General features: G+C 72.2%; 24 protein-coding genes and 1 pseudogene. 10 read left to right on the top strand and 15 right to left on the bottom strand.

The features are described 5' to 3' along the window. Position 1: 1 nt before the first annotated feature. On the top strand, positions 2-307 hold the full coding sequence (locus ACZ69I_RS25825; protein ID WP_467673599.1) for a gas vesicle protein K: 306 nt from the start codon (positions 2-4) through the stop codon (positions 305-307). Positions 308-350: 43 nt separating this feature from the next. On the opposite strand, the gene ACZ69I_RS25820 is transcribed toward ACZ69I_RS25825, so the two are convergent. After that, positions 351-1,160, bottom strand: a complete 810-nt coding sequence (locus ACZ69I_RS25820; RefSeq protein WP_470834917.1) for a methyltransferase domain-containing protein — start codon at positions 1,158-1,160, stop codon at positions 351-353. A gap of 99 nt (positions 1,161-1,259) precedes the next feature. Then, entirely contained in the window at positions 1,260-2,795 is a 1,536-nt protein-coding gene (locus ACZ69I_RS25815) for a phosphatase PAP2 family protein (RefSeq protein ID WP_470834916.1), read from the bottom strand. A gap of 161 nt (positions 2,796-2,956) precedes the next feature. Here ACZ69I_RS25815 and ACZ69I_RS25810 point away from each other — a divergent pair, with 161 nt between their 5' ends. Beyond that, positions 2,957-4,576 carry an ABC-F family ATP-binding cassette domain-containing protein gene (locus tag ACZ69I_RS25810; RefSeq protein ID WP_470834914.1) on the top strand — a complete coding sequence of 540 codons (1,620 nt, stop codon included), beginning with the start codon at positions 2,957-2,959 and terminating at the stop codon, positions 4,574-4,576. A 27-nt stretch (positions 4,577-4,603) separates the two neighbouring features. Here the strand turns inward: ACZ69I_RS25810 and ACZ69I_RS25805 are convergent, their stop codons facing one another. Next, positions 4,604-6,097 carry an alpha/beta hydrolase gene (locus ACZ69I_RS25805; RefSeq protein WP_470834913.1) on the bottom strand — a complete coding sequence of 498 codons (1,494 nt, stop codon included), beginning with the start codon at positions 6,095-6,097 and terminating at the stop codon, positions 4,604-4,606. Positions 6,098-6,374: 277 nt separating this feature from the next. Here ACZ69I_RS25805 and ACZ69I_RS25800 point away from each other — a divergent pair, with 277 nt between their 5' ends. The 3 genes from ACZ69I_RS25800 to ACZ69I_RS25790 are packed head-to-tail and all read left to right on the top strand — an operon-like array spanning position 6,375 to position 8,305. Next, on the top strand, positions 6,375-6,614 hold the full coding sequence (locus ACZ69I_RS25800) for a DUF6158 family protein (protein WP_361733819.1): 240 nt from the start codon (positions 6,375-6,377) through the stop codon (positions 6,612-6,614). Next, positions 6,611-7,246, top strand: a complete 636-nt coding sequence (locus tag ACZ69I_RS25795) for a TIGR03086 family metal-binding protein (protein WP_470834912.1) — start codon at positions 6,611-6,613, stop codon at positions 7,244-7,246. Before ACZ69I_RS25800 ends, ACZ69I_RS25795 begins: the two co-directional genes overlap by 4 nt. Positions 7,247-7,288: 42 nt before the next feature. Continuing rightward, the gene (locus ACZ69I_RS25790) at positions 7,289-8,305 is read left to right on the top strand and encodes a Ppx/GppA phosphatase family protein (protein WP_470834910.1); all 1,017 of its coding nucleotides are present in this window, start codon (positions 7,289-7,291) and stop codon (positions 8,303-8,305) included. Between the two features lie 39 nt (positions 8,306-8,344). Here the strand turns inward: ACZ69I_RS25790 and ACZ69I_RS25785 are convergent. The 3 genes and pseudogenes from ACZ69I_RS25785 to ACZ69I_RS25775 all read right to left on the bottom strand — a co-directional run. Beyond that, positions 8,345-8,582, bottom strand: a pseudogene (locus ACZ69I_RS25785) (NF041680 family putative transposase); the annotation flags it as partial. A gap of 39 nt (positions 8,583-8,621) precedes the next feature. Then, complete coding sequence (locus tag ACZ69I_RS25780) at positions 8,622-10,823, bottom strand: WD40 repeat domain-containing protein (RefSeq protein WP_470834908.1); 2,202 nt, start codon at positions 10,821-10,823, stop codon at positions 8,622-8,624. After that, a complete protein-coding gene (locus ACZ69I_RS25775) occupies positions 10,717-12,399 on the bottom strand; it encodes a helix-turn-helix domain-containing protein (RefSeq protein ID WP_470834907.1) in 1,683 nt (560 codons plus the stop codon). The genes ACZ69I_RS25780 and ACZ69I_RS25775 overlap by 107 nt, the downstream gene beginning before the upstream one ends. 365 nt (positions 12,400-12,764) lie before the next feature. Between ACZ69I_RS25775 and ACZ69I_RS25770 the strand changes: the two genes are divergently transcribed. Both ACZ69I_RS25770 and ACZ69I_RS25765 read left to right on the top strand, forming a co-directional pair. Then, positions 12,765-13,868 carry a hypothetical protein gene (locus tag ACZ69I_RS25770; RefSeq protein ID WP_470834906.1) on the top strand — a complete coding sequence of 368 codons (1,104 nt, stop codon included), beginning with the start codon at positions 12,765-12,767 and terminating at the stop codon, positions 13,866-13,868. Between the two features lie 51 nt (positions 13,869-13,919). After that, on the top strand, positions 13,920-14,381 hold the full coding sequence (locus ACZ69I_RS25765; protein WP_470834904.1) for a hypothetical protein: 462 nt from the start codon (positions 13,920-13,922) through the stop codon (positions 14,379-14,381). A 257-nt stretch (positions 14,382-14,638) separates the two neighbouring features. Here ACZ69I_RS25765 and ACZ69I_RS25760 read toward each other — a convergent pair whose 3' ends face one another. The 8 genes from ACZ69I_RS25760 to ACZ69I_RS25725 all read right to left on the bottom strand — a co-directional run bounded on the left by ACZ69I_RS25760 (position 14,639) and on the right by ACZ69I_RS25725 (position 19,459). Continuing rightward, on the bottom strand, positions 14,639-16,453 hold the full coding sequence (locus ACZ69I_RS25760) for a complex I subunit 5 family protein (protein ID WP_470834902.1): 1,815 nt from the start codon (positions 16,451-16,453) through the stop codon (positions 14,639-14,641). Continuing rightward, on the bottom strand, positions 16,450-16,794 hold the full coding sequence (locus ACZ69I_RS25755; protein ID WP_467673583.1) for a sodium:proton antiporter: 345 nt from the start codon (positions 16,792-16,794) through the stop codon (positions 16,450-16,452). The genes ACZ69I_RS25760 and ACZ69I_RS25755 overlap by 4 nt, the downstream gene beginning before the upstream one ends. Beyond that, complete coding sequence (locus ACZ69I_RS25750; RefSeq protein ID WP_470834900.1) at positions 16,791-17,576, bottom strand: MnhB domain-containing protein; 786 nt, start codon at positions 17,574-17,576, stop codon at positions 16,791-16,793. Before ACZ69I_RS25750 ends, ACZ69I_RS25755 begins: the two co-directional genes overlap by 4 nt. Further along, entirely contained in the window at positions 17,573-17,905 is a 333-nt protein-coding gene (locus ACZ69I_RS25745; RefSeq protein WP_467673579.1) for a DUF4040 domain-containing protein, read from the bottom strand. Before ACZ69I_RS25745 ends, ACZ69I_RS25750 begins: the two co-directional genes overlap by 4 nt. Next, positions 17,902-18,204: a monovalent cation/H(+) antiporter subunit G gene (locus ACZ69I_RS25740; RefSeq protein WP_470834898.1), complete on the bottom strand. Its 303-nt coding sequence runs from the start codon at positions 18,202-18,204 to the stop codon at positions 17,902-17,904. The genes ACZ69I_RS25745 and ACZ69I_RS25740 overlap by 4 nt, the downstream gene beginning before the upstream one ends. Positions 18,205-18,207: 3 nt before the next feature. Beyond that, positions 18,208-18,462 carry a monovalent cation/H+ antiporter complex subunit F gene (locus ACZ69I_RS25735; RefSeq protein ID WP_470834897.1) on the bottom strand — a complete coding sequence of 85 codons (255 nt, stop codon included), beginning with the start codon at positions 18,460-18,462 and terminating at the stop codon, positions 18,208-18,210. Continuing rightward, on the bottom strand, positions 18,459-18,947 hold the full coding sequence (locus ACZ69I_RS25730; RefSeq protein ID WP_467673573.1) for a Na+/H+ antiporter subunit E: 489 nt from the start codon (positions 18,945-18,947) through the stop codon (positions 18,459-18,461). Before ACZ69I_RS25730 ends, ACZ69I_RS25735 begins: the two co-directional genes overlap by 4 nt. 86 nt (positions 18,948-19,033) lie before the next feature. Continuing rightward, positions 19,034-19,459, bottom strand: a complete 426-nt coding sequence (locus ACZ69I_RS25725) for a CBS domain-containing protein (protein WP_467673571.1) — start codon at positions 19,457-19,459, stop codon at positions 19,034-19,036. A 159-nt stretch (positions 19,460-19,618) separates the two neighbouring features. Here ACZ69I_RS25725 and ACZ69I_RS25720 point away from each other — a divergent pair, with 159 nt between their 5' ends. Continuing rightward, complete coding sequence (locus ACZ69I_RS25720; protein WP_467673569.1) at positions 19,619-19,756, top strand: hypothetical protein; 138 nt, start codon at positions 19,619-19,621, stop codon at positions 19,754-19,756. A gap of 266 nt (positions 19,757-20,022) precedes the next feature. Then, positions 20,023-20,889, top strand: a complete 867-nt coding sequence (locus ACZ69I_RS25715; RefSeq protein WP_467673567.1) for an RNA polymerase sigma factor SigF — start codon at positions 20,023-20,025, stop codon at positions 20,887-20,889. Here ACZ69I_RS25715 and ACZ69I_RS25710 read toward each other — a convergent pair. Next, a complete protein-coding gene (locus ACZ69I_RS25710) occupies positions 20,837-22,003 on the bottom strand; it encodes a PAS domain protein (RefSeq protein WP_467673565.1) in 1,167 nt (388 codons plus the stop codon). The two genes, ACZ69I_RS25715 and ACZ69I_RS25710, sit on opposite strands and share 53 nt — an antisense overlap. 74 nt (positions 22,004-22,077) lie before the next feature. On the opposite strand from ACZ69I_RS25710, the gene ACZ69I_RS25705 reads away from it, so the two are divergent. Beyond that, positions 22,078-22,785 (top strand): ANTAR domain-containing response regulator, encoded by a 708-nt coding sequence (locus ACZ69I_RS25705; RefSeq protein WP_467673563.1) that lies wholly within the window; start codon positions 22,078-22,080, stop codon positions 22,783-22,785. Positions 22,786-22,888 lie beyond the last annotated feature (103 nt).

The following is a 22,888-nucleotide window of genomic DNA, read 5'->3' as shown; positions in this document are numbered from 1 at the left end:
GATGGAACCAGCACAACCACGACAGCCCGAACGCCGCAAGCGCATGGACCTCGACCCCGACACGGTCGAGCGGGACCTGGTGAAACTGGTCCTGACCGTCGTCGAACTCCTCCGTCAGCTGATGGAGCGCCAGGCGGTACGGCGCTTCGACACCGGTGAGCTGACCGAGGACCAGGAGGAGCGGGTCGGCCTCACGCTGATGCTCCTCGAGGACCGGATGGCCGAACTGCGGGACCGGTACGGGCTGCGGCCCGAGGACCTGAATCTGGACCTCGGGCCGCTGGGCCCGCTGCTTCCCAGGGAGTGAACGCCCCCGTGCGCCTGCCTCGCCCCCTGCCCCCGGCTCCGCCTCACTTCCGGCAGAGGACCTCCCCGTGCAGCACCGCGAACCAGGCGTCCTCGCGGATGCCCCACTCCCGCCACGCCGCCGCGACGGCGCGCAGCCGCCCGGGGTCCGCGTGGCCGCCCGCCACCGCGTGCTCGGCGTACGCGGAAGCCAGGGTCCGGTCCGCCCACAGCCCGCTCCACCAGGCCCGCTCCTCCTCGGTGCTGTAACACCAGGTGCCCGCGGTCGAGGTGATGTCCGTGAAGCCGGCCTCCAGCGCCCATGCCTTGAGACGGCGTCCCGCGTCGGGCTCGCCGCCGTTGGAGCGGGCCACCCGCCGGTACAGGTCGAGCCACTCGTCCAGGGCGGGCGCGGCCGGGTACCAGGTCATCGCCGCGTAGTCCGCGTCGCGGACGGCGACGAGACCGCCCGGCCGGCAGACCCGCCGCATCTCGCTCAGCGCCCGCACCGGGTCGCCCACGTGCTGCAGCACCTGATGGGCGTGGACGACGCAGAAGCTGTCGTCGGGGTAGTCGAGGTCGTGCACGTCGGCGACGGCGAACTCGACGTTCTCCAGGCCGCGTTCGGCGGCGGTGGCGCGCGCCGTGTCCAGGATCCCGGGCGCCCGGTCCACACCCGTGACGCGGCCGTCCGGGACCAGTGCGGCCAGGTCCGCGGTGATGGTCCCGGGGCCGCAGCCGATGTCGAGGACCCGCATGTGCGGCTTCAGCGAACCGACCAGGTACGCGGCCGAGTTGGCGGCGGTGCGCCAGGTGTGCGAACGCAGCACGGACTCGTGGTGTCCGTGCGTGTAGACGGCGGTCTCCTCCGGCATGGCGGAACTCCTTCGATGCGTGTATTACGCACCGTACGCCGCCATGCCGGATGATGAGACCGCCGTATCAATATGTGGTCAGGGGGTGTCGCGGGGCGGTCAGCGTATGGGGGACAGCGGGCGGTAGACCGTCAGCGCCTCGGGCAGCTTGTCGACCGTCAACGTGCCCTGGATGCGCGTGACTTCACCGTCGTACGCCACGACCGTGTCCGCGCCGAGCCCGTCCACCCGCAGCCGCGGCAGCCGCACGGCGGCCTGTGCGGGGGAGCGCACCTCGGACCCCGTCAGCGCGGCCGCGAGCAGCCGGGTGCCCGGCCTGCGGCCGCCGTGCACGATGCGCACGTCGAGCAGGCCGTCCGCCAGGTCGAGCCGCCGGCCCGGGGTGAAACCGGGGCGGTGGTAGGTGCAGTTGCCCGCGAAGAGCAGCCACAGCGCCCGCTCCTTGCCCCGGAACTTGCCGACCATCGGACGCTCGTCGGAGCGCAGCACCTTCCAGGCGGCGAGCACCGACGCGGGCTTGCCGCCGATGCGCTTCGCCCAGTGCTCGCGCAGCCGCACCAGCTCCGGGTACACGCCGAGACTGAAGGTGTTGAGGAAGTACTTCTCCACCCGCTCACCAGACCCGGCCCCGTCGCAGGCCGTGAACCGGCCGACGTCGACGGCGACCGCGTCGCCCCCCTCCACCGCCCCGGACAGGTCGCGGGCATCCTCGACCCCGAGGTCGTACGCGAAGTGGTTGAGCGTGCCGCCGGGCAGCACCGCGAGCGGCAGCCCGTGCTGCAGGGCGACGGTGGCCGCCGCGTTGACGGTGCCGTCACCGCCGCACACGCCGAGGACCCGCGCGCGGGCCGCCGCCTTCTCCAACTCGGCGCCCAGGTCGGCGGGTTCGGTGACCACGACCTCCGCCTGGGGTAGCGCGTCGTGCAGCGCCTTCACCCGCTGCGAGGTGCCCGCCCCCGCGTTGGCGACGAGGACCAGACCCTCGCCGCCCGGCAGCGCGGGCGCCGTGACCCGCGGGCGGCCGGGCGGGGCCAGCTGCGCCCGCGTCGGCACCAGGCCGCGCACCGCGAAGGCCGCGCCCGCGCCCAGCGCCCCGCCCACCAGGACATCGCTGGGGAAGTGCGCGCCGGTGTAGATCCGGGACACCGCCACCGCCGCCGCGAGCGGCGCGACGGCCGCGCCCCACGCCCGCGACTCCAGCGCCACACCCGTGGCGAAGGCGGCGGCGGACGCCGCGTGGCCCGAGGGGAACGAGGTGGTGATCGGCTGCCGCTTGAGCTGCCGGATCAACGGCACCGTGTCGAGCAGCGGCCGGGCCCTGCGCACCGAGCGTTTGCCCAGCGTGTTGATGGTCGCGGAGGCCAGCGCGAGGGAGGCCACGCCGCGCACGGCGGCGCGCCGGGCCCGCGGGGTCCGCGTCGCGGTGATCCCCGCGGCCACCGTGAACCACAGCACGCCGTGGTTGGCGCCCTGGCTGAGCCGGGGCAGCACCCGGTCGGCGCCGGGCCAGTGCCGTTTGGCGACCGCGTCGAAGAGACGGCTGTCGAGAGAGACCATGCGGGCCTTGAACGGGCGGTGCCCGGCCGCGGGCCGGGACAGGTCGAGGCCGGAGACGTCCGGGTTGTCAGCGCTCATGGCGCCCGCGTACCCCGCGCGCCGCGATTCAGGCTCCGCGGAGCCGAAGCCGCTGGTGGGGAGCCGTACGCCCGCTCCTTTCCCGCTCCTTTCCCGGCGCTTTCGCGCCCCGGAAGGGAAACGGTTTGCCCGGGCGGCGGTCGGCCACGGACAATCCGCACATGGGACATCTGGAAGCCGCACACCTCGAGTACTACTTGCCGGACGGGCGGGCGCTGCTCGGTGATGTGTCCTTCCGGGTCGGCGAGGGTTCCGTCGTCGCCCTCGTCGGGGCGAACGGCGCGGGCAAGACCACGCTGCTCCGGCTGATCTCCGGCGAGCTCCAGCCGCACGGCGGCACCGTCTCGGTGAGCGGCGGCCTCGGCGTGATGCCGCAGTTCGTCGGCTCCGTGCGGGACGAGACCACCGTGCGCGACCTGCTCGTCTCGGTCTCCCACCCGCGCATCCGCGAGGCCGCGAAGGCCGTGGACACCGCCGAGCACCTGATCATGACGGTCGACGACGAGGCCGCTCAGATGAAGTACGCGCAGGCGCTCTCGGACTGGGCGGAGGTCCAGGGGTACGAGGCCGAGACGCTGTGGGACATCTGCACCACGGCCGCGCTCGGCGTCCCGTACGACAAGGCCCAGTTCCGCGAGGTCCGCACGCTCTCCGGCGGCGAGCAGAAGCGCCTCGTGCTCGAAGCGCTCCTCCGCGGCACCGACGAGGTGCTGCTCCTCGACGAGCCGGACAACTACCTCGACGTCCCCGGCAAGCGCTGGCTGGAGGGGCAGCTCAAGGAGACCCGCAAGACCGTCCTGTTCGTCTCCCACGACCGGGAGCTGCTCGCCCGCGCCGCCGAGAAGATCGTCAGCGTCGAGCAGAGCCCCGAGGGCGCCGACGCCTGGGTGCACGGCGGCGGCTTCGAGACGTTCCACGAGGCCCGCAAGGAGCGCTTCGCGCGCTTCGAGGAGCTGCGCCGTCGCTGGGACGAGAAGCACGAGCAGCTGAAGAAGCTGGTGCGCACGCTGCGCCAGGCCGCCGACGTCAGCCACGAGATGGCCTCGCGCTACCACGCGGCGCAGACCAGGCTGCGCAAGTTCGAGGAGGCGGGCCCGCCGCCCGAGCCGCCGCGCGAGCAGGACATCACCATGCGCCTGCACGGCGGACGCACCGGCGTACGGGCGGTGACCTGCGAGAACCTCGAACTCACCGGTCTGATGGAGCCCTTCGACCTGGAGGTGTTCTACGGCGAGCGGGTCGCCGTCCTCGGCTCCAACGGCTCGGGCAAGTCGCACTTCCTGCGCCTGCTCGCGGGCGAGGACGTCGCGCACACCGGTGCCTGGAAGCTCGGCGCGCGCGTCGTGCCGGGACACTTCGCGCAGACCCACGCGCACCCCGAGCTGATGGGCCGTCCGCTCCTGGACATCCTGTGGCGCGAGCACGCGCAGGACCGCGGCGCCGCGATGTCCCGGCTGCGCAGGTACGAGCTGACGAACCAGGCCGAGCAGAAGTTCGAGCGGCTCTCCGGCGGTCAGCAGGCCCGCTTTCAGATCCTGCTGCTCGAACTGGAGGGCTGCACGGCCCTGCTGCTCGACGAGCCCACGGACAACCTCGACCTGGAGTCCGCCGAGGCCCTCCAGGAAGGCCTGGAAGCCTTCCAGGGCACGGTCCTCGCCGTCACGCACGACCGCTGGTTCGCCCGCTCCTTCGACCGCTACCTGGTCTTCGGCAGCGACGGCCGGGTCCGGGAGACCCCGGAGCCGGTGTGGGACGAGCGACGGGTCGACCGCGTGCGGTAGACCCGCCCCGCCCGCGCCCGCGGGGGATCAGCCGAACGCGGGGGATGCCGGTTTCGTCAGCTTGCGGCCCGGCACCGCCCGGCACGTCACGTCCTCGGCCGGCAGCGCGCCCGAGACGAGGTACGCCGTGGCGGTGTCCTCTGCGCAGCGGTTGGCCGGACCCGCGGCCATGCCGTACGCCACGCCGTGCCCCTCGCCCTCGTCGACGGTCACCAGGCGCGAACCCTTGAGCGCCCGGTGCATGTTCCGCGCGGCCGTCAGCGGGGTCTGCGAGTCCCACTCGTTCTGCAGGATCAGCGTTTCGACGCTGTTGTCCACGGTGGTGGCGGGCTCCGCCGGGCGGTTCCAGAACGCGCACGGCGCGATGTTGGAGACGAAGTCCCCGACCAGCGGGTGGCGGGCGGCGTCCCGGACCGAGTCGCGGTAGTACGTCCGCGGGTCGCGCGGCCACGCGCTGTCGCCGCACACCACGGCCCAGAGCGCCGACACGCCGTTGTCCCCTTCCTCCGGCGCGGTCGGGAACTCCGGGACCGGCTTGCCCGCCGCGGCGTCCCGGAGCAGGGCGACGAGTTCGGCGCCGCTGCGGACGGTGAAGAACTCGCGGCGCAGAACGAGGCGGATGTCGGAGCCGGTGAGCTTCTCGGTGCCCACGACGATCGGGTCACGGTCGGCCCGCTTCACCAAGTCCCAGAAGGTGGCGCGCACTTGGGCCGGGGTCTTGCCCAGGCGGTAGGCGGCATCGTGCGACGCCGTCCACCGCGACCAGCGCCGGAAGGCGGGCTCGACCTCGGGCGCCCAGATCTGGAACATCTTGCGCCACATGCGCTCCGGGTCGACGGCGCTGTCCAGGACGAAGCGGTCGGCGCGCCCGGGGAACAGCTGGGTGTAGACGGCCCCGAGGGCGGTTCCGTACGAGACGCCGAAGTACGAGATCGTCCGCTCGCCGAGGACGGCCCGCAGGACGTCCATGTCCCGCGCGGTGTTGCGGGTGGTGATGTGCGCCAGCGTGCCGCCCGCCTTCGCGCGGCACTTGTCCGCCACGGACCTGGCCGTGCGGACGCTCTCGCCGAACGGCAGGTAGTGGCGCGGCCACTGCCGCTCCGCCTCCGCGAGCCCGCAGTTCACCGGCGTGCTGCGGCCGATCCCGCGCGGGTCGAAGCCGATGAGGTCGTACCGGTCGGTCACCGCCTTCGGCATGTCCTTGGCCAGGGCGAGCGGCAGGTCGAGTCCCGGGCCGCCGGGGCCGCCCGGGTTGGAGAGCAGCACGCCGTGGCGCTTTCCGGCGTCACCCGCCCTGATCCGGGATATCGCGAGGTCGATGGCGGTGCCGCCGGGGGAGCGGTAGTCGAGCGGCACCTTGATGGTGGCGCACCGCAAGCGCGCGGGGGTGTCGGCACCGCACCGCCGCCAGTCCGGCTTCTGGTGCGTGAACCGGTCGAGCGGGTCGTTCGCGGTGGCGTCCTGCCGGGGTGCGGCCGAGGCGGACGCCGCGACGAGGCCGGGGGCCAGCGTGGCGGTCATGGCGAGGGCGAGGAACGGTAAGAGGCGGCGTCTCGCTGCGTCGTGGGGCACGTGGGCGGTCCTTCCGGTCGGAATTGCTCTGCCGACCGGGTGGACGCGGAAACAAGGCACCCTGCCTCCCCCCGCGGAACCCTCGTTTCAGGACATTCGCCGGTGCTCTGTACGCGCCGGTTGCGCCGTGCGGTGCGCGCGCGGACCCCGGGCGGTGCATCCTGGGGAGTACGGGCCGAACGGTCCCGGGGCACGGAGCGACGCGACGGAGCGATCGGAGCGACCCATGACCGGAGTCGATCCGGGTCGGCTGGACGACCAGCAGCTCATCAAGGAGCTGGAGACGATCCACCGCACCCGCCACGGCACGCTGCTGCACGGCTCGAACGACGCCCTGCGCGCCCACAACGACCGCATGGCGCAGTTGGAGGGCGAGTACCTGCGGCGCCATCCGCGCAGGGCGGTGTCGGGCGGCCGTACCCGCGCCGGTGCGCGCGAGAGGGAGAAGGGAACCACGGGTTCATGAGCGACGAGCAGGACACCACGGGCGGGTCGGACAGGACGGCCGGGGCCGAGAAGGCGGCCGGGCGGCCCCCGGTCCTCGACCGGCACGGCGAGGCGCTCGACCTCTTCGCCGACCGGGTGCACGCCGTCCGCGCGGACCAGTGGGACGCCCCCACGCCCTGTGCCGACTGGACCGTGCGCGACCTGGTCAACCACCTCACGGCCGAACAGCTGTGGGTGCCCGCGCTGGTCCGCGACGGCGCCACCGTCGAGTCGGTCGGCGACGCCTTCGACGGCGACGTGCTCGGCCCCGACCCGGTGACGTCCTGGGACACCGCGGCCGCCCCCGCCCGCGCCGCCTTCGAGGAGCCGGGCGCCCTCGACCGCACCGTCAACCTCTCCTTCGGCGCCACCGCCGCCACCTTCTACTGCGGCCAGATGACCACCGACCTCGTGGTGCACGCCTGGGACCTGTCCCGCGCGATCGGCGCCGACGAGACACTGCCCGAAGCCCTGGTCACCTTCGCCCTGCGCGAAGTCTCCCCGTACGCCGCCGAGTTGGAGAAGAGCGGACTCTTCGCCCCCGCGGTGGAACCGCCCGCCGACGCCGACGAGCAGACGAAACTGCTGAACCTGCTGGGGCGCAGGGTGTGACCCCCGTCGCTTGCTCGCGCGCACACGGGGAAACTGGTGTGCATGAGAGTTGGCGTGGTGGATGTGGGATCGAACACGGTGCGGCTCGTCGTGGCGGACGCCGACGGCCAGGTACCGCTGCCGGTCCATACGGCGAAACGGCGATTGCGGCTGGCCGAGCACGTGGACGGCGAGGGCCGGCTCGCCGAGGAGCCGGTCCGGGCGCTGGTCGACGCGGTGCGCGACGTACAGGAGGAGGCCCGTCGGTGGGGCGTGGTGGAACCGTTCGCCTTCGCGACGTCGATCGTGCGCGACGCCCCGAACCGGGCCGAGGTCCTGGAGGCGGTGGAGTCGGGCGCGGGGGTCCGGCTGCGCACCCTGTCCGGTGAGGCCGAGGCGGAGCTGACGTTCCTCGCCGCCCGGCGGTGGATGGGCTGGCGCGCGGGGCCGCTGGTGCTCTTCGACATCGGCGGCGGGTCCCTGGAAGTGGCCTTCGGCCGCAGCCGCCTGCCGGACTACGCGGCGTCGCTGCCGCTCGGGGCGCGGCGGCTGACACGGGACCTCTTCGACGGCCAGGACCCTCCCAGGGAGGAGCACTTGAAGGCCGTACGCCGCCAAGTGCGTCACCAGCTGCGGGACGTGGCCGCCCGGATCCGCTGGGAGATGCCGCACACGGCCGTCGCCACGTCGCGCACGTTCCAGCAGCTCGCCCGGTTGTGCGGGGCGGCGCCCGGCCGCTACGGCCCGTTCGTGGAGCGGCAGTTGGACCGCCGCGCGCTGAGCGAGGCGCTGAAGGAACTGGCCCGGCTGCCCACCGAACGACGGGCGCAGCTGCCGGGCATCTCCGCGGCGCGCGCCGAGCAGTGCGTGGCCGGGGCGGTCGTCGCCCACACGGCGATGAAGCTGACCGGCACCGAGACGGTGACCGTCTGCCCCTGGGCGCTGCGCGAGGGGATCCTGCTGCGCTACATCGAGGACGGCGACGCCGACTGGTGGGCCCGGGAACACGTGGAGACCGGCGACGGCGCGCGCGGCGGCGCGGCCTCCCTGCGGCTGGCCGCGGCGACCTGTCCGACCTGAGCGGGGGGTTCGGAGACAGGCTCTCAGCTTGTTGTTTATCTACCAGGATCTTCCGGGTCTGCCGATGGCCTTGAGGGGCTCAGGGCGTTTGACGGTTTTGCCGACGTCGTAGCGGGGTGCGGGGTGCGGTTCTTGGTCCTGGACATGGTCCGGGACCGGCGCCCCGAGGTTGAGGAACACGGGCGGGACTGAGCAGGTGGGCTCGGATGTTCCTAAAGCCCCGGCGGACCCGGGCCGGGGTGAGGCATTCCGGCCTGACCGGCTCTTCCCAGGGTCGGCTCGCGGCACAGGTGATCAGTGCTTCGCTCGCGAACGCTTAAGACCGGCACAGCTGCCGGTAAGGGGCCTCGGGGAGGAACCTGCTCCAGGCGGCTGGGGACAGCGGGGTTCCGGCGCGTGCACAGACCGTGTCGACGGCTCGGTCCGGATCGATGTCGTACTTCTGCCACGGCACGTGTTCACCCGCGACGTGCAGTGTGCCGCCGTCCGGGCTGAAGGCCAGGGACAGGATGCCATCGCCTGGAGTGGGCAGGGCGGGGCCGAGGGGTTGCTGTGAGGTCGTGTCCCACAGCCGCAGGGTGCCCTGGTTTCCGGCGACGGCGAGGGTGGTGCCGTCAGGGGAGAAGGCCACCGCGGTTGCTTCCTCGGGTTCCCCGGGCGTGGCACGGAAAAGGGTGCCCGGCAGCGTGCCCAGGGGTGTACGCAGCGTGCCGTCCCACAGCAATACCGTTCCCCAGTCCGTCGCCGCGGCGATCCGGCGCGTGTCCGGGCTGAATGCGAACAGGCAGTCACTGCAGCGCCCGAGTTCGCCGGACAAGATTTTGCCGTCGGACATCCTTATCAGGGCACCGGTGTACGTCAGGAGCTTCGTGCCGTCAGCGCTGAGCGCGCCGATGCTATAGCCCTGGATATTGCCACCGCCACTATTCGGCTCGGGCAGGGTGCGCAGCCGCTTTCCACTGCGGGTGTCCCAGACCTTGGCGCCGCTGTCCCCGTCGTTGGTCAGCACCTTCCGGCCGTCGGGGCTGAGGGCGACCGCATAGAAACCCAAGTCCGCATTTTCAGCAGTGAGGGTCATGACCTGACGGTGTCTCCTCGTATCCCACACGCGGATCCGGTGCGCGCCGTATGACGACTTGCCGAATCCATAAGCGAAGCGGCTCCCGTCGGCGTTCAGCGACATCAGCGGGAACGAGCCGTCGTCCTTAGGGGAGGCGGACGGCTCCGGATTCGGTATATCCGTTATGGTCTTGCCGCTGCGGTCGAGCAGGGTGAAGCGGCCCGCTCGGGCCCCCCGGCGGGCCAGGGCCAGTGTGCTGCCGTCCGTGCTGACCGTGGCGTCTTTGACAGCTTGCGCACGCCAGGACGAGGTGGTGGACCGGCCCAGATCGAGTGTGTGTACGACAGGTTGGGCGTCGGCCCCGCTGACCACGTAGCGGATCGCACGGGACCTCATGTCGATTTCGAGTTCGCCGGGGTACGCGTACTCCTCGGCCAGCGGGTGGCGGAAGACGGGGGCCTGCGGCCGGTCAAGGCGCCAGAGCAGGATCTCGTTCCTGCCCGCGCCCGCCACGAACTTCCCGTCGTCGCTGAAGAAATACTGCTCCGGGGACGTCTGGCGGAGCCTGGGCAGTTCCTTGCCTGAAGAGAGCCGCCAGCGCCGCAGCCCCTGCCCATCCCCCACGGCCAGAGTTCGTCCGTCGGGGGAAAACTGTATGCCCCACCCCGTCCGGCAAGGCACTTTCGTGATCCAGTCGGCAACCGATCGGCGGTTCTGGCGCACGTCCCACAACTCGACACGGGCGTTATTGCCGCATTGAGCCAGCAGGCGGCCGTCCGCGCTGACGTCCACCACCTCAGCCACGGTGTTATCCGGGCCGGAGCTCTTGAACAGCTGCCGCCCGGTACGCGTGTCCCACACCTCTACAGTGCGCGCGTTGACGCTGAAGTACATTGCCCGCCCACTGCTGCTGAAACCACTGGACAAGGAGGTGGCAGAACGGGAGGGGCCGAAGGCGGAGCTGCGATACCGTCCGGCGCGGATGTCCCACAACCGCACCTGCGTGCCGTGGCCCGTAGGGATGGCGAGCACCGCCCCATCGGGGCTGTGCTCGACGGGGAGGCCTACCCAGGGGTCCGTTCGACGCGGCAACGCGCGGTAGGTGCCGGTCACCCGGCCCGTCTCCGCGTCCCACACCGTGATCCGCCTCTTGCCGATGCGGGTGAAGGTGCGACCACCGCCGCTCAGGAACTGCTGGCCGTCATACCCGGAGGCCGATGGCTCGAACCTCGCCCGCTCCCGCTGCTCCAAGGCGCCCAGCAGCGCCGACTTCGTCTCCGGCGTATGGCGCAGACTCCAGGCGGCGACACTGAGTTGCAGAGCCAGCCGGGGGTCGGAGGAACGCAATCCGTTAGCCACGGCGGCTGCCCTGCGGGCGGCGGCGAGTACCCGCTGCCGGTCGCTCTGCCGCGTCTGCTGCCAGGCGACGACGCCAGCCAGGAGGGCGAGCACCACCACAGCGGGACAACGAGCCGACCAGCGTACGCAGCCGGCGTGTGGCCCGGGTCGCCGCCCGCCGTTCCTGATCGCGTGCTGCGGCACTTGCGGTGAGGAAGTCCGCCTCCAGCACCGTGAGGGAAAAGTTATGCGCGGGCGGGGCGAAGATCTCCTCGGCGGTGGCCAGGCGGGTGCCGCGGTACAGGGCTCCCGGGTCGCGTCCGAGGTCGTCCCAAGCGCAGGCCGCCTCGGTCAGGCGGCGGTGGGCGCGCAGCTGCTCGCGGGCGTCCTCGATCCAGCCGTGCAGCCGGGGCCAGGCGGATATCAGGGCCTCGTGGGCGAGATCGGCGGTGTTTTCGTCCAGGGTGAGCAGCCGGGAGCCGGCCAGCCGGTCCAGGACGAGGGCGGTGTCGTCCTGGGAGGCGGAGCCGAAGTCGAGTTCACTGCGGTCGACCGGGCGCCGGGTGTCCTGGGAGCCCTCGCCGGGGGCGATCAGCCGCAGCACGATCAGCCGGGCCAGCTCCGCGTGCTCGGGTGCCAGGCGGGTGTAGATCTCCTCGGCGGTCTGCGCGATGGCGCCGTGCATGCCGCCAGCTGCCTCGTATGCCTCCATGGTGAGCACCCGGCCGCGGCGCCGCCGCCAGGTCTCCCGCAGGGCGTGGGAGAGCAGCGGCAGGCCGCCCGGCTCGCCGTTGGCCTCCTCCACCAGGCGGGCGGTCAGCTCGCGTTCGACAATCAGCCCGGCCGACTGCGCCGGCCTGACGACGGCCTCGCGAAGCTCGGCCGGGCTCATCGGGCCCACCAACAGGTTGGCCTCGGCCAGGGCGTCTGCGAGTTCCCGGTGCTCGGCGCAGCGTCCGTAGAAGTCGGCGCGTACGCCCAGGACGACGCGCAGCCGGCTTGCGGGCTCGGCGGCAACCAGTAGGCGGGCAAGGAAGCTGGCCCGCTCTGCGGTGTCGCGGCAGAGGGTGAAGACCTCCTCGAACTGATCCACCACCAGCCAGGTGTCCCCCTCGCCCGCAGCCGGTAGGCACACGGCGTCGAGGGCGCGCAGCGCATGCCCGCCCGGGGTGAAGATCCGCACCGCCGCCGGCCGGTGCGGTCCCTCCAGGCTGCGCAGGCGCGGAACCAGCCCCGCCCGCAGCAGAGATGACTTACCGCTGCCGGACGGCCCGAAGACCGCAAACACGCGATGCTCCGACACCGCGCGGACCAGCGCATCGGTCACCTCCTCCCGGCCGAAGAACAGCTCCGCATCGCCCACATCGAAACGGGCCAGACCACGGTAGGGAGAAGGAACCGCCTCGTCCGCCACCAGGTCGGCCGCCCGGGCCAGCTCCGTAACCGCCTCGCGCCAGCGCCGCTCCCACGCCTGCTCCTCGCCGCCACACGCCCGCACATAAGCCAAGGCCACCGGCAGGGAGGGCAGCTGCTCCCCTTTGGCCGCTCTCGACAGGGTGGAGACCGAGACCTCCACCTGCCGGGCCATCTGCCGGTAGGTGGCCCCGCCCGCCTCCTGACGCAGCTTGCGCAACTCGAACGCAAACCGCTGAACCGGACCCCGCTCCGGATCGAGGTCCGCCTCCGGACGCCCCATGCCGCTTCCCTCCCCCGTACCGCCCCGTGACCAGCAGCGGCGTCTCATCCCAACACGTGCCCCACCACCGTGAAAGACGCCATCCCGCCAACCCGGGCTTGTGACCTGCTTTGTTTCATGCCCGGGACACGGCTGCGCAACAACCCTCAGTCCGATGAACTCGACACCGAATCAACCGAACGGCACGCCCCGGGATCCGGCGGCGTGCGGCCGTGGGCACAGGCCGTGCCCGTGAGTAGGCCAGGGTCCGCTCCCGTCATCGGGTGCGCAGGCGACCACGGGCACCGCTCAGGCGTGGCGAACTCCGAGGCCCAGCGCTTCCCGACTTCTCAGCAAGATCAAAGACCAAGGAAAGAGAGGACCACATGAGTATGGATCGAAGGCAGTTGTTGCGCGGATCGCTTGCGGTCGGTGCCGCGGCCCTCCCCGGCGGGGCGCTGGCCGCTCCCGCGTACGGCGTCGTGCACAAGCCGCGCGCACAGGCTCGGCGGGCGGGTTTCAACCTGGCCCTGCTGGACGCGGCGAACGGGATCATCACGAACCATCACACCGGGGACATCCGCACCAACACAAAAGGTGAGAAGGAATTCGGCAAGCCATGGGCGACATTCCGCACAGGCAAAGATGGAGCGGTCGGCTGGGACCCGCTGGAGATCAAGGTCCGCACGCTCGAAAACGGGAAGGGAGAAAAGGCCTTTCTCATCTGTGGAGGAAATCCTACCGAGGGTCACGTGACAATCCATCGCAACAGTGACGGTGTTCCGCTCGGTTGGATCAGCGGACTGACCAACTTCCCGCATTCCTTGGAGTACATTCCCGAGCACGAGGTGATCGTCGTCGTGGGCCCGCGGGGCCTGGGCCAATACGATCCCCCTCCGGCAAACGGCGATGAACCAGGCGGTTGCTATGAACTGTTCGTTGCCCCCACTCGAGGGAGCGTCGGCCAGCTCAAGAGGATCCCCCGCCCGGACAAGGAGCGCGCTTTCTGGAAGGCGCACGGGGTCGTCTGGGACACTGGCAAGAAGCGGCTGTGGATCTTCGGTGGCAACAAGCTCAGGGAATACGAGGTGAGCGGGACCGGGGCGGACGCCCGCCTTGACAAAACAGGCATCGAATTCGAATTATCGGGCAAAGGCAAAGACTACGGGAACGGGCACGATCTCCAGCCTGACCCCTTGGAGTCCCAGTACCTGTGGGCGACAGCAGGGAAAAACATCCTACAGCTCCGTAAAGCCGGAGGAAGGGTGGAGGTGCAGTGGCCGTTTCCGAAGGATTATTCCGTGAAGTCTTGTGCCCGTGACCGCTCGGGCAGCCTCTTCTGGACTGAGGATACGGGCGATACCGGCTACGGCGACGACAAGGTCCGGTTCCTATGGGACCCGAACGCAACGGGTCCCGTCACAGTCCCGGCTGTATCCGGGGAGACGAAGCCGAAAGAAGTCTATAAGGCCAGGCTTCTCGACATCTGAGCACCGCCAATTGCGAAGCCCTCCTGCCGATCCTAGCGAAAGGAATGCCCTGTGGCACCTCGCTCAGTAAAGACGATCCTCGGCGCCGCCCTTGGCGCCGCGCTCTGCCTCACCTTGACCGCTTCCCCGGCCTCGGCGGAGGAACGTCCCGACCACTGGGACAACGGATACATCCCGTACGTCAACGGGCGTTACGCTGAAACAGATGCCACTTTCGGCGCCTACGCCTCCGTAGCCGTGGAATGGGAGGGTTACAAAGTAAGCCTCTCGGGCACAGTGTGGGACCGTGCCGCCGACACCTACGGCGTGCGGATGGAAGTGGGCTACAACTGGCAGGACGGTGCCACCTGGGAGTGGACCACCCGCATCCTCGGCAAGGCCGAAGGAGGAAAGGGCGACTCCAAGACCAGCAGCGCACACTCCAAGGCCGGAGTGAACGTGAAGGGCGTCAAGATCCGGGCATGCACCGTCAACAACAGCAACGTTGTGGTGGCTTGCAGCCCGTGGGCGTAGAAGAGCGAACCGGTCCGGGGAGCAATGCGGAGCGCCGGCCGGCCATCGAGTGAGGGAGCCCGCCGACAGGTTGGGAGAGAGGGAACGCCGACCACGTACACCGGCCCAGCAGACATGGATGCGTGGCAGTCACACGACGGACCGAGCGAGCCACCTCTTGGGTCAGCGATGTGATGGAGCCCTTCACTGTCGACCGGGCAGCTGAGCTTGTTCTTTATCTTTGAGCCCCGAACAGCGCGGGAAGATAAAGAACAAGCTCAGCGCAGGGCCACGACGAGGGCCAGCGTCAGGGCGGCAAGACCGGCCGCCAGCCAGCTGACGTAGTCGCCGACGCGCCCCGAGTGCAGGCGCAGCAAGGGGCGGACGAGGCGGTGCGGGCCCAGGCCCGGGCGGCGTACGGAGAGGAGTCCGAGGGCGGCGGCGAGGGCGGTGGACAGCGTCCCGTACAGCAGGCCCTCGACTGTCCAGGCGGTGTGCGGCACGCCGGGCGGCAGCGGGTCCGGGGCACCGCGCACGGCCGCCAGGTATCCGGCGCGGTCGGCGAAGAGCCGGGCTCCGTCCGCCAGGGCGTGCCGCACGGCGGGGACGGTGCCCACCGCGAGCGAGGCGGCGAGCAGCAGCCGGGGCACGGCGAGCATCGGGCGCGGCACCCGCCGCCCCGCCGCCCGCGTGACCTCCGGCTCCTCGCGGCCCCCGGACATCTCCTCGGCGGGCCCGGGGGCCACCCGTGCGCCGACGCCGAAGAAGACCCGCAGACCGGCCCGGAGGACCGCGCCGCCCGTGACCGCGGACACCGCCACGTACACACCGGGCAGCCACGCGTGCTCCGCGGACGCCGCGTGCTCGGTGAGGGACTTGCCGAGGGCCGTCCCGAACGGCGGGAGTCCGGCCAGGGCGAGCCCGCCGAGCAGGAACACCTCGCCGGTGACGGGCAGTTCGCGCGCCCGCCCGTGCAGCTCCCGCTCGTCCACCGAGCCGTAGCGGTCGAGGACGATCCCGGTGAGGCCGAACAGCGCCGCGTTGACTCCGGCGTGCCCGGCGACGTACACCGCCGTGCCCGCGAGCCCGTCGGCGGTGAGCGGCGCGATGCCGATGAGGAGCAGACCCGCGTGCGCCACCGTGGTGAAGGCGAGCAGCCGCTTGAGGTTGCGCTGCTGCCAGCACATCACCGCGCCGAGGAGGGCTGTCACCGTTCCGGCGCCGGTGAGCAACGGCACGTGCACGGACGGCGGGAGGCCGCCGGGGCCGCCGAAGGCCACCGAGCAGACCCGCGCGATGCCGTACACGCCGAGCGGCACCATCACGCCGGCGAGCAGCATGTTCACCGGCGTCGGCGCGACCGTGTGGGCGTCCGCGTGCCAGAAGTGGAAGGGCGCCGACGCCGCCTTCACCAGGAGGCCGGTCAGGACCAGGGCCACGGCGCACCCGAGGAGGGCGTCCGGCCTCAGCTCCGCGAGCCGCACGCCGATCCGCGCGAAGCCGAGCTCGCCGGTGCGCGCGTAGAGGAGCCCGGTGCCGAGCAGCATGCAGAACCCCGCGAGCGCGTTGACGATGCCGAACGTCAACGCGCCCTGCAGCGGCCGCACGTCCTCGATGCGGAAGCCGGTGAGCGCGACCGCCGCGACGCCCATCAGCTCGAAGAAGACGAAGGAGTTGAACAGGTCGCCGGTGAGCGAGAAACCGCACATGCCCGCCTCGAAGAGCAGCACGAGCGCGGGAAAGACCCCCGGATGCCCGCGCGGCGGCTCCTCGAAGTACCGCCAGGAGTAGGCGATCACCGACAGCACGAGGAGCGCCGCGAGCAGCGCGATGCCCACCGCGAACCGGTCGCCGACCAGGACGATGCCCACGCTCCGCCCGTCCCGGGGCCGCCAGCCGCCCGCCCATTCGACGACGCGCGACGCACTCGTACGGGCCCACAGCACCGTCAGATCGACGATCACCGCCAGCGCGCACGCGGCGGCCAGCGCGTCCGTGGCGAGCCGCGGCAGTCTGCGCCCCGCCGCCACGAGGGCGGCCGCGCCGAACAGCGGGAGGGCCACCGACAGGGGCAGGGCGGCGCCCGCGCTCATCCGCGCAGCTCGCCGAGGCGGTCCGGGTCGACGGTGCCGTGCCGCTTGCGGATCTGCAGGACCAGCGCGAGCAGCAGCGCCGTGACGGTCGCCCCGACGACGACGTCGGTCAGGGCCATCGCCTGCACCACCGGGTCCACCACCGGGGTGCGCACGGAGACGTCGGCGAACACGGGGGCGCCCGCGCCGTCCCGGTAGCCGACACCGAGCAGCAGTACGTACGTGGCGGACTGGGTGACCGACAGACAGCCGACGGTGTGGATCAGGTCCCGGCTGGTCACCATCCCGTACAGCCCGACCAGGAAGATCCATCCGGCCACCAGAAACGGCAGCGTGCTCAACGCGTTCCTCCCGACTCGTTCTCGTGGGTGCGTCCCGGCTTCCGCGCCCCGGTCCGCGGCGCCTCCATCTCGTGTGCCTGGTCCAGGAAGTGGGCGAGGAGCACGACGATCCCCGAGCCCACCTCCACCCCGACGGCGGCGTTCACGACCGGCACGAGGCCGCCCGACGAGAGCGCGCGGAAGGTGCCGAGCGGCAGCACGTTCTCCAGGTAGGAGGCGCCCGCGAGGAGGCCCGCACAGCCCAGCGCCGCGAACGCCCCGGCGGCGATCGCGTCGGCGGCATGCAGTGCGGCGAGCGGCCGCACGCGCTTCAGCACGCGGTAGTCGGCGGCGAGGTAGGCCAGGTGCAGACCCGTCGCCAGGACGATGCCGCCCTGGAAGCCGCCACCGGGCGTCAACTGTCCGTGCGCCACGACATAGCCGCCGGTCAGCAGGGTCACGGGCAGCGCCAGGGCGCCGAACAGACCGATGGGCGGCGGCACTTCCACGTGCTCGGGGTCGTGGGCGCGTTCGTCGCGGGCCCGCCGCAACAGCACGACCGCGCCGAGCACCGCCGCGAACAGCAGCGCCTCCTCACCGAGTGTGTCAAGGGCGCGCTGGTCGAAGGTGACGGAGGCGACGGCGTTCGCGGTGCGCTGTTCGAGGGAGGCGGCCACCGCCCTTGTCCCGTAAGGGTGTCGGCCGGTGCCGAAGGGCGGCAGCCGGAAGCAGGCCAGGGCGAAGCAGACGGCGAACACCGCGGCGGAGCCGAGGAAGAGCAGTGTCCTGACGCGCCTGCTCATGCCCCTCCCTCGCCCCGCGCGTCGTCGTCACCGTGACCGGAGGAGCGGTCTCCCGCGGCTCCGTCGGTACCGCCCGTGTCCCGGCCCGCGGATCTGCGCAGCGACCGGGCCGTCAGCAGGATCAGGAGCGGCGTCACGGCCGCGCCCACCGCCAGTTGGGAGAGCGCCACATCGGGCGCGTGCAGGAGCAGGAACAGCAGGGCGAGCAGCAGCCCCAGCATGGCGAGGACCACCGCCTGGCGGACCGGGTCGCGGGTGAGGACGGCGACGGTCGCGGCGACCGCCACGAGGAGCAGCGAGGCGACGAGCGGCAGATCCGACGGGCTCACCGGGGGCTCTCCTTCCGTTCCTGGCCGGTCCCGCGGGCCTGGGCGCGGGCCACCGCCGTCGTCGTGGCGGGCCCGCCGACCGCCGAGAACAGGGCGATGAAGAGCAGTTTGAGCGCCGCGCGTCCCGGCCCGGTCTCCACCGCCGCCGCGAGCGCCACGAGCGGCACACCGACCGAGGTGGCGGGGGCCAGGGCGTGCAGCCGCCCGTACGGGCGGTCCAGGACGAGGAGCGCGAGGGCGCACATCAGCAGGACGCCGACTCCGGCCGTCAGCAGCGCCAGCGCGCAGGCGTGCCGCACGGGTCAGTCCTCCAGGGGCAGGCAGCGGGCGAACACGAGGACCCCGACGGGGCCGAGCACGACGGCGACCAGGGCGACATCGCCGTACGAGGAGCGGTCGAAGCCCTGGGCGAGTGCCAGGAACACGGCGGGCGCGAACGCGGAGGCGAGGGCGAGCCCCACGAGGCGCTCGGCCGCGGGCCCGCGGCAGGCGACCCACAGCGCGGGCCCCAGACCGCCGACGAGCAGCGCGAGGGCCGCGCCCAGCCAGCCGTTCACGCGGCGCCGCCCGGGGCGCGGGGCGGTGCCCCGTCGTCTTCTCCTCGCCCGAGGGCCCGCTCAAGGCGGGACGGATTCCCGTCGAGGGCGCGCATCCGCAGTTCGTCGCCGTCCACGTCCAGCACGTACGCCCCCGGCGTCGACGACAGCACCGTGGCCGCCCACGCGGAACCGGCGTCCGGGCGGAGCCGCACCGTGCGGAAGACACCGCGCGCCGGCCGCCCCCGCACGGCGCGCACCACCGCGGCACCCAGTGCGAACAGCTCCGTGACGCAGGCGAGCGGCCAGACCCGCAGCGCGGCCAGGCACGGCCCGAGGCCGCCCAGGCGCACCCCGGAGGCCCGCCGCACGGCGCGCGCGGCCACCGCGCCCAGCACGGCGATGCCCGCGCCGACGAGGATTTCGAGCGGAGTGAGGGGGCCCACGAGGATCACGTAGAGGAGGAGTAACAGGGCCGCCCAGAGCAGCACTTCACGGGACCTCACCCGAAAGCGCCTCCGTTCCGGACCGAGCCGTAACCGTCCAGCCTGTTGTACGGGCCTTTCGCGCGTGGCCGGGGCAACGACACGGGCTAGTGCCTTCCGTCCGGCGCCGCACGGCTGATGTCCGCCAGTGCGGACGACGGGTCCTGGGCGAGGGCGAGGTCGCCGAGGCTCACCATGCCGACGGGGTGGCCGTCCTCGACGACGGGCAGGCGGCGCACCGCGTGGTCGCGCATCAGCCCGACCGCGTCCGACACCGGATCGTCGGGGGCCACCACCACGGGGTTGGGCGTGCAGACAGCCTGCGCGCTGACCGTCAGCGGGTCGGCGCCGTCGGCCACCGCGCGCAGCGCGATGTCCCGGTCGGTGAGCACGCCGATGACATGGCCGTCCGTGGCCACCAGCACGTCGCCGATGTCCTGCGCGCGCATCAGCTGCGCCGCTTCGACGAGAGAGGCGTCGGGGCGTACCGCCACGACGCCCGGCGTCATGACGTCCCTTACGAAGTCAGCCATGGCTGGGCCCCTTCCTGCATACGTTCGTCGTGCGTTCGTCGTGGAGACTCCCCGCAGTACCCCTGGGGCATCGCGCTATGCCTCGCCGCGCCATGGAGGTTTGCCCGTCCGCGCCGGGGAGACCCGCCCCGCACACCCCCACGGAAAGGGGGAGGGGTCATGGCGGTACTCGCCGTATTCATCCCGCTGGTGATGCTGGGCGTGGTCCTGGCGCTCGGCCGGTACGAGGAGTTCCTGCTGCCGCCCGCACAGAACCCGGACGAGGCGGACGTCGTCGCACGACGCCGCGCCGCGTGACGCGGCAGCACGCCGGTGCCGCCGGGGCCCTCGAACGGCCGGGCGGCACCGTCGCGCCCGGGGCACGGACCCGAACCGACGGAAAACCCCTGGGTGTTTGCTGCCGGAAGCCCGGGGCAGGCGGAAGAAAGTGCTTCGGACCGGAGGCACGTCCGTGGGAGTGACGTCGTCGCTCTTCCCGGGTGTGCCCCGTCGTGGTCCGACGCGCACGCGCTCCCACGGTGACCGTCCACCCAAGGCACCCACATAGGGAGTTGCGACGCACCATGCGATCCCATACCAGCACCGCCGTAGTACCCGTGCGGACGAACGACACCGCGGTCCCCGCGCGGGCCATCGCCACCGCGGCACCCACCCGGACCAAGCGTCACCCGCACGACGACGCCCCGGACACCACCGAAGCCTTCGAGCGCCTCGTCGAGCTGCCCCCGGGCGCCGAACGCGACGCCTTGCGCAAGGAGATCGTCCAGGCCTGGCTGCCGATGGCGGAACGCCTCGCCGGCCGCTTCCGCAACCGCGGCGAGGCCCTCGACGACCTGCGCCAGGTCGCGGCCCTCGGCCTCGTCAAGGCCGTCGACCGCTACGACCCGGAGCGCGGCACCGCCTTCGAGAGCTACGCGGTGCCGACCGTCACCGGCGAGATCAAGCGGCACTTCCGCGACCACATGTGGACCCTCCACGTGCCGCGTCGCGTCCAGGACCTGCGCAACCGCGTGCGGTTCGCCCGCCAGGACCTCGCGTCGGTCTCCGGCCGCGCCCCCACCCTCGCCGAGATCGCCGAGCACGCGCAGATGAGCGAGGAGGACGCGAAGGCAGGCCTGGAGGCGCTCGACAGCTTCACGGCACTCTCCCTCGACGCCGAACTGCCGGGCAGCGAGGACGGCTACTCGCTGAGCGACGCCCTGGGCGGCTCCGACCCCGCGCTCGACATCGTCGTTGACCGCGAGGCCGTCAAGCCGCGCATCGCCCAGCTGCCCGAGCGCGAACGCACCATCCTCTACATGCGGTTCTTCGGCGACATGACGCAGAGCCGCATCGCCGACGAGATGGGCATCTCCCAGATGCACGTCTCCCGGCTCATCAGCCGCTGCTGCGACCGGCTGCGCGACCAGGTGATGCGGGACGCCGCCTGACGCCGCGGCGCATGGCGAGCGCCATGTGGCGGGACATCACGTCGACCACCCGCGCCTCCGCCATCGAGAAGGCGAGCCGGGGGCCGCTGCGGAACAGCGTGAGGACGCCCTCCACCGGGCCGTGCGTACGGGCCGTCAGCGGTACGCACAGCAGGGAGGTGACCTCGGCGCGGACCAGCACGTGCGCGCCGGACGCGTCCCTGCCGAAGGCGTCCGGGTCCTCCGGGCGCACCTGGAGCGAAGCCGCCCCGCCGCGCGCCGCCTCCACGACGAGGGGGCACGCGGCGGGGTCCTGCCCGAGAACGTCGGCGACCGGCGCGCCCGGCGGCCCGAGGACCGTCGTGCGCCGCAGCCGCGCCGCCCCCTCGTCGGCGATCACCCAGTCGGCGAACCGCTCGTGCAGGACGGCCGCGGCCCGGTGGAGGACGGCCGTACGGTCACCGGCGGGCGCGCCGAGCAGTGCCGTCGTCATGGCGTCCGCCAGGTCGGCCATGGCGGCTTGCCGGGTCGCCTCGCCGAGGTCGGGGGCGGGGCCCGGCGCGCTCGGCTGTTCCTGCGCGCGCCCGGCGGGCTGGAGCACGACGAGGACCGCCATGCGGGGCTCGGTGCCGGGGCGCAGCGCCGTGAGCGTCGCGCGGACCGGTGTGCCGGGGCTCTGCTGGAGGTGGATGTTCAGGCTCCGGTCGCCGTCGCCGCGGGCGACCGCCGCGGTCTGCGAGCGGAACGCGACCCGGTCGGCGTGCAGCAGGAAGCCGGTCAGCGGCCGGCCCGTCGCGTACCCCGCGCGTACCCCGGTGAGGTTCGTCGCGGCGAAGTTCATGCGCCGGACCACGGTCTCCCTGTCTATCAGCGCGACCGGCAGCGGCATCCGCTGGAACAGCGCCCGCAGCAGCCGCTGTTCGTCCCGGTCGGAGGTGGCACTGTCCCACTCCCCGTTGTGGGCGAGCCGTTCGTACGTGGGCCACAACTGGTCCGCGACATGGTCGAGTTCGAAGAGCGCCGCGTCGAGCACGGTGCTGAGGTCGCTCGCGGGTACGGAACGAGCCGACTTCAACTCGGCGATGCGCCGCACAAAATCCGCGAGCTCTTCACCGAACTCTTCCAATTGAGACATGTGTCGAACCTATCCGCTGGGACAGTTTTCCGGAGGCCTTGCCGGGAAGCCGTAGGAGAGAGGAGGAACTCCCCATGGCCCCCTTGCCGGATCCGGACCTGCTGCGACCGGAATCATCCTTGCCCGGCCGTCGGCTGTCCGAACTCGCCGAACAAGCCGTACGGTGCACGCCCGCCTGCTGCGGCGCGAGCACGACCGTCTCCGACGGCGGCGACGAACACCCCGCCGCGGTCACCCACCCCGACCTCGCCGGGCTCGTCTCGGTGCAACTGCGCTCGGGCGAAGGGCCCATTCCCACCGCCGAGGAACGGGGCGCGCCCGTCGACGCCGCGGACCTGCTGCGCGACGAGCGGTGGCCCGAGTACCGCGCGCTGGCCCTCGACTCCGGCGTGCGCTCCTGCGTCACGCTGCCGTTCCTGCGCGGCGGACTCACCGTCACGCTGACCCTGTTCAGCTTCCGGCCCGGCGCGTTCGACGACCCGAGGCACGGACCCGCGCAGGCACTCGGCGACCTCGCCACGACGAGCTTCGTGCGCGACCGGCAGTACCGCGCCGCGCTGACCGAGCTCGACCAGCTGGGCGCGGCCCTGCGGACCCGGCCGGTCGTGGACCAGGCGTCCGGGATCGTCATGCACGTCCTGGGGTGCGACGCCGAGGTCGCGTTCGGAGTCCTGCGGCAGATCTCCCAGGCGACCAACCGCAAGCTCGCGGACGTCGCGGCCGCCCTGGTCGAGACGAAGGGCCGCGGCCTGGAGCGCGAACTGGTCTCGCTGGCCCGCTGAGGGCCGCGGGGGGAGGGGAACGGACGGGCGGGCCGAGGCCCTCTCTTCTCCCGTCCCCCCGCCTAGTGCAAACGTCACAAACCCCACCCACCAAAAGACCCCA

The sequence above is a fragment of the Streptomyces sp. NPDC036815 genome, assembly GCF_055609205.1.
Note: the sequence above shows the minus strand (reverse complement) of the source record. Positions and strands in the feature narration are given on the sequence as shown.

Excerpts from the sequence above, each read along its gene's own strand:
- ACZ69I_RS25825 (WP_467673599.1), top strand. The coding sequence starts at position 2 with ATGGAACCAGCACAACCACGACAGCCCGAACGCCGCAAGCGCATGGAC.
- ACZ69I_RS25820 (WP_470834917.1), bottom strand. The coding sequence starts at position 1,160 with ATGCCGGAGGAGACCGCCGTCTACACGCACGGACACCACGAGTCCGTG.
- ACZ69I_RS25815 (WP_470834916.1), bottom strand. The coding sequence starts at position 2,795 with ATGAGCGCTGACAACCCGGACGTCTCCGGCCTCGACCTGTCCCGGCCC.
- ACZ69I_RS25810 (WP_470834914.1), top strand. The coding sequence starts at position 2,957 with ATGGGACATCTGGAAGCCGCACACCTCGAGTACTACTTGCCGGACGGG.
- ACZ69I_RS25805 (WP_470834913.1), bottom strand. The coding sequence starts at position 6,097 with ATGACCGCCACGCTGGCCCCCGGCCTCGTCGCGGCGTCCGCCTCGGCC.
- ACZ69I_RS25800 (WP_361733819.1), top strand. The coding sequence starts at position 6,375 with ATGACCGGAGTCGATCCGGGTCGGCTGGACGACCAGCAGCTCATCAAG.
- ACZ69I_RS25795 (WP_470834912.1), top strand. The coding sequence starts at position 6,611 with ATGAGCGACGAGCAGGACACCACGGGCGGGTCGGACAGGACGGCCGGG.
- ACZ69I_RS25790 (WP_470834910.1), top strand. The coding sequence starts at position 7,289 with ATGAGAGTTGGCGTGGTGGATGTGGGATCGAACACGGTGCGGCTCGTC.
- ACZ69I_RS25775 (WP_470834907.1), bottom strand. The coding sequence starts at position 12,399 with ATGGGGCGTCCGGAGGCGGACCTCGATCCGGAGCGGGGTCCGGTTCAG.
- ACZ69I_RS25770 (WP_470834906.1), top strand. The coding sequence starts at position 12,765 with ATGAGTATGGATCGAAGGCAGTTGTTGCGCGGATCGCTTGCGGTCGGT.
- ACZ69I_RS25760 (WP_470834902.1), bottom strand. The coding sequence starts at position 16,453 with ATGAGCGCGGGCGCCGCCCTGCCCCTGTCGGTGGCCCTCCCGCTGTTC.
- ACZ69I_RS25750 (WP_470834900.1), bottom strand. The coding sequence starts at position 17,576 with ATGAGCAGGCGCGTCAGGACACTGCTCTTCCTCGGCTCCGCCGCGGTG.
- ACZ69I_RS25725 (WP_467673571.1), bottom strand. The coding sequence starts at position 19,459 with ATGGCTGACTTCGTAAGGGACGTCATGACGCCGGGCGTCGTGGCGGTA.
- ACZ69I_RS25720 (WP_467673569.1), top strand. The coding sequence starts at position 19,619 with ATGGCGGTACTCGCCGTATTCATCCCGCTGGTGATGCTGGGCGTGGTC.
- ACZ69I_RS25715 (WP_467673567.1), top strand. The coding sequence starts at position 20,023 with ATGCGATCCCATACCAGCACCGCCGTAGTACCCGTGCGGACGAACGAC.
- ACZ69I_RS25710 (WP_467673565.1), bottom strand. The coding sequence starts at position 22,003 with ATGTCTCAATTGGAAGAGTTCGGTGAAGAGCTCGCGGATTTTGTGCGG.
- ACZ69I_RS25705 (WP_467673563.1), top strand. The coding sequence starts at position 22,078 with ATGGCCCCCTTGCCGGATCCGGACCTGCTGCGACCGGAATCATCCTTG.